The organism is Parabacteroides hominis (assembly GCF_014287585.1).
GTDB lineage: Bacteria > Bacteroidota > Bacteroidia > Bacteroidales > Tannerellaceae > Parabacteroides > Parabacteroides hominis.
The window spans coordinates 1-4,695 of the sequence record NZ_JACOOJ010000083.1 but is presented as its reverse complement, the minus strand read 5'-3'; the positions used below and the strand labels follow the sequence as shown (position 1 = coordinate 4,695).

At 41.4% G+C, this 4,695-nt stretch carries 2 protein-coding genes; one reads left to right on the top strand and one right to left on the bottom strand.

Annotated elements, in window-relative coordinates:
- Positions 1-202: 202 nt before the first annotated feature.
- Positions 203-484 carry a DUF6922 domain-containing protein gene (locus H8S65_RS21205; RefSeq protein ID WP_303140596.1) on the bottom strand — a complete coding sequence of 94 codons (282 nt, stop codon included), beginning with the start codon at positions 482-484 and terminating at the stop codon, positions 203-205.
- A gap of 598 nt (positions 485-1,082) precedes the next feature.
- Between H8S65_RS21205 and H8S65_RS20660 the strand changes: the two genes are divergently transcribed.
- Positions 1,083-4,469, top strand: a complete 3,387-nt coding sequence (locus H8S65_RS20660; protein ID WP_186931693.1) for a DUF6383 domain-containing protein — start codon at positions 1,083-1,085, stop codon at positions 4,467-4,469.
- The last annotated feature ends 226 nt before the right edge of the window (positions 4,470-4,695 follow it).

Genomic DNA, 4,695 nt, shown 5'->3' with positions numbered 1-4,695 from the left:
AGCCTTCCTCAGGGTGATCGACAGCGTGGTGAAAATACAGCCGGAAAAAGGAAGCGAGCCGATCAAATTCGTCAGCCTCCTGGATGCCGCCAAACGATTCCTTTCGGAAGAGTGATCGGTATCTGCGAAGGCCGCTACGGGCGCCTGTCCTGGAATTGCGCTAAATTAAAGCCTGCCATTTCGTTTTCAGCTTCCAGTTTTCTCAGGAGTTTAAGAGTTGGTTCCGCAATTGTTTCCGTGTGTAGCATTTGAGTTCTTCCTTTTTTAGATTAAAAACGATGCAGACAAAATTCATATCCATAGGAGACAGGTTTGGAACTTCCTTTATTATTTCCCTAAATCCCTCTATGCCGCCATATAGATTAAATGCTGCATAGAAATCCTTTAGCCACCCTCTTTCAATGACTCGTTGAACTACAATTTTTCTTGACTTCCACCAGTCGAAATGGGATAAGTCATATTCCCAAAGCAAGGAGGGAGAAATCGATCAAGTGAATTTTATTCTTCTAAAGGAAGTTGCTTTGCACAGGGAGAGTAGCAAATGTTTTGTTGGGTAGTGGGAAAGGGGTTTTTTGCCGTTTTTAGCCTATTTTTTCGCTGTTTTCTCAAAAATGCCGTTTTTCTACTTTTAGTATTACTTGAATAAATGGGCGTAAATTGTTATGGGTGAGAATTATATGCTTGTTTATGGGAGATGACGAAAAAGGCCGGTTTTGAGGGGTGAAAACGGCTTATTTTTTGCTTGTAAATTATTGGGAATAAAAGAGATAGGGCGACAAAACCAAAATGACTAAAAAAACGTACGTTTAGATTCGTCATTTTTCAGCTACAAAAATACGCATACTTTTTAAACCTGCAACCCTTTTCTCCAAGAAAATTTCTTTTTCTATATTCTTTCTTATCAATTAGATAGCTTATCAAGTACAAACATACCGCCTTTTTACCACGAACCTCCTGTTGCCCTTCCAAAAATGACTAAAATAAACGTACGTTTTCATTATCAAAATACATACGTTAACATTCATCGGAGTTGTATACATTATATAACAAATAGGTTTTATTACTAATTAAATTATTAAATTATGAACAAGAGATTTTCTACTCTTTTGACCGGCGCTCTGCTGGTCGGTTCGGTCGCTGCGAATGCTGCGGGTATTACTGTAGACAAAGTGACTGCAATTGAGCAGTTGGCGAGTGGCTCTCGTTATTATGTGCTAAGTACAGAGAGTCCTGCGATTTCTACTTCAGCTACTGTTAAAACAGGTGTGTATATGGATGGGGCAGCTGTAATGTCTGGAGGAAATGTAGCAAGTTTTACAACACTTAGTGACATCAACAAAATGCTTTGGAGTATTAAGGTTAATGCTGTTGCAGGTGCTAACCGTTTTGTCTTTACAAACAAGGCAGAAGGGGTGTCACTTTCTTTTGATCCTGCAAATGCGATTGATATTTCTGGAAATATTACTACTACTCCAACTCTTGGTGACGAAGCATTTCAGATGACCGATGTTGAAACAGAATGGAGTTGGGTTAAGACTAAGGATGCAACTTCTGAACTTGCAGATGTTGCTGAACTTGCAGCTTATTTCCATAAGGACTCTGTTATGAAGTTGTTTCAACTAACAAGTGGAGGTAATGTATTTGCTGTAAAATATGCCAATGCTTCTGCTACTCCTACTGTTACTGGTGCTACGGAAGTTAAAGTTCAGGCTGTTCAACCGGGAACTCAGGTTCTTACTGCTAAAGATCTGAACGTATTAGGTGAAGGTGCTAACAAGTATTTCACAATTGATGCAGGCCAGACACTGAAAGGCAATCCTTTTGCAGGTGCTAAATGGCAGGCTCAAACAATTGCAATAGGCGGTCAAAGTAGCACTGATGCAGCAAACTTTGTTTATGGTACATCGACAAGTGGCATGGTTGCTACAACTGCAAATTATGTTGTATTGAACAAAATCGGTTCTGACAATAAGCCTTCTTTTACATTTGCCAATGTCGATACTGCGTTTTATGATGGTGTTGCCATTAATAAAGACACTTGGTATAAATTGACTACATCAGCAGGTAAAGTAACAAGTAATGCAGGTGTAGTTTCCACATTAGACTCTTTGGCTAAAAAGGGGGGTCTTGCTCAGGAAGCATTCGAGTTCCAATTCTCACGCGACTTGTTTAAGGATAGTGTAATTGTAGCTGTTAATGCAGATGGTTTAAAGGAATATAAAGACGCTATAGCCGATCCTGCAGATAAGGTATTTGGCAGATTGACTCATTGGGAAACTAAACAATCGGATGCAACAAAGGCTGGCTATACCACTTTGTCTTATGCTTTATTGGATAACGCAAATGTCTTGACTCTTTATACAGCAGGTGAAGAAGAAAATCTTCCGTTCTACGTATCCGGCGCACTTGTTGAAAGCACCGCTACCTCTGTCGAAGACGGTCTGTATTACATCAAGAACAAAGCAGGTCAATACCTGGCTGCTCCTATCTATAACACTACAAACGGAACAACTTCTGCTGCTAAATGGGTGACTGTAAACGGAGGTTTGCAGGAAGTGGCTCACATGCCGGCTTACCAGTGGGTAGTTTTGAAAGATAGAATCTATTCTGAAACAGCTAAAAAGACTTCTACTGTTACAATCACAAACCGTGAGTTTACGGCAACTAAAGAAACTACTGTTCAGTTGAACCAGAAAGACGAAGCAAGCTGTATGTATACAAATGCTATTGCCGGTTTGTCTATTGCTGCTACCGACTCTTTGATATTTGATCCGATCGAAGACCTGGCAATCCTGTCAGATACTTTGTTAGGTTATAAGAACTTCGATGCAGACTCCCTGCTTGTAAACCGTTATACATTCAACTACCTGCACGACTATGCAGACAGCAAGTATATCGTTAAATCAGCAAAAGACTCTTTGGCTCAGGCTACAGATGGAACTCAGCCGTTTGTCATTGAAGCAGAAGGTGCTATTTATGATTATGGTTATGGTGTAACTCCTGCCGTCGCAGAACGTATCGCAGGCTTGAAACAATTACGCAGACAGGCTTACCAGGTATATCTTCCGACAGCAAAGGGTAAACTTTACCTGTCAAAGAATGCTGAAAACAAGTATATGTTTACAGTTCCGGCTTACGGTACTCCTTCTACATTCTTGTTCAAGGAAGAAAACGACCTGACAAGCAACAAGCATTACCATGCTTTGGTAGCTGTTGATGGAACTCTGGGTACTCTTGCTTCTGAAACATATACAAAAGTCGGTGTTATCGACGCTTCCGCTATCCTGGAAGACCAGAAAATGAACGAACAGAGAACGTCAGCTTTCAATATCGGTAAATACGATGCTCCTCTGTACCGTCGTTTCGACTCTCAGAAATTGGAAGGCAACGCAGGTGATGCTGCCGATACATTGCGTTTCGTAGAAAAGTATCGTAAAGAATACTTGCAGGTTGAAGCAAACGAAAACTTCAAAGTTAAAGGTATCGACTTCTTAGGTATCTATACTCCGGACTTTACGAAAGACGGTAAATCGTTCATCGTTGATACAGCCTTTGTAAACCGTTGGAGCGGTAACATCAAACCTCAGTATCTGATCTCTATCGACCGCGACGATGTTGTGGGCAAAGACGCTGAACCGTGTCCGTTGGAACACAATCATGGTTATGACAAAGACGGCAACCCGTTAGACAAATGGTCTTGTTCACATGCAACACCTGCAACCGGCGGCTTCCACTACGGTAAATACCTGGTTAACTTCGCTGATTCTGTAGATCACGCAGCTAAGAGCGCTGATTACGGTTGGAAGGGTTATACACGTGCCGGTTTCGTGAAAGCTGTTCACATGGGTGATAGCCTGTATATCTTAGCTGGTCAGTTTGCTGATGTAACTCCTGCTACTTTCGACACTGCTGCAATCCACAAAGCTGTTAAAGATGGCAAGTATGCAGCTGAGTATATTAAAGATTTGCAAGGCGATGCTCATAAGCTCGTAACATGGTCAATGCGTTTCGTAGATCCTGAAAATGCTGCAAACGAAGTAGAAGATGACCGTTCATTCCTGATGGAATCTCAGGGAACAGATCGTGACATTGCTCCGATTAACGGCCAGTGGTTGAAGATGCAGAACGGTTGTATCGTATTGTCAGGTTCTTTGGATGGTTCTGAGTCTTCATTCGACCAGATTACAGGTGAAGACGATGCTTTGATCTTCAACATCGAAAAGGGTAACAAAGAAGATATGGCAACAGACAACGAAGCAATCGCAACATCTGAAGTAGCCGTTATCGCCCAGGAAGGTGCAGTAAGAATCGCTAACGCCGAAGGCAAAAAGGTTGTTATCTCTAACATCTTAGGCCAGGTAGTCGCTAACACGGTTATCACTTCAAGCGACGCAGTTATCGCTGCTCCCCAGGGTGTAGTCGTAGTAGCTGTTGAAGGCGAAGAAGCTGTCAAAGCAATTGTAAAATAAAAGAAACACAAAAATTTCCTTTGCCGGGGGATTGATCCCCCGGCAAAAGAGAAATATTTTATAATCAAATAATTCTAAAGTGTTTGACCGTGCAAAACGGAAGTTTTAATTACCCTGCGACAGGTGAACAAGCGGTCAGATTTAATATTAATAATACTAAAGTATATTGAAATTAAAAGTTCAATGTAGCCTGTAGCCCTGTGAAGGACGAAAGCATACAGAAAAC

What these genes read in the sequence shown, in the direction of transcription:
- H8S65_RS20660 (WP_186931693.1), top strand. Translation starts at nt 1,083, where the DNA reads ATGAACAAGAGATTTTCTACTCTTTTGACCGGCGCTCTGCTGGTCGGT.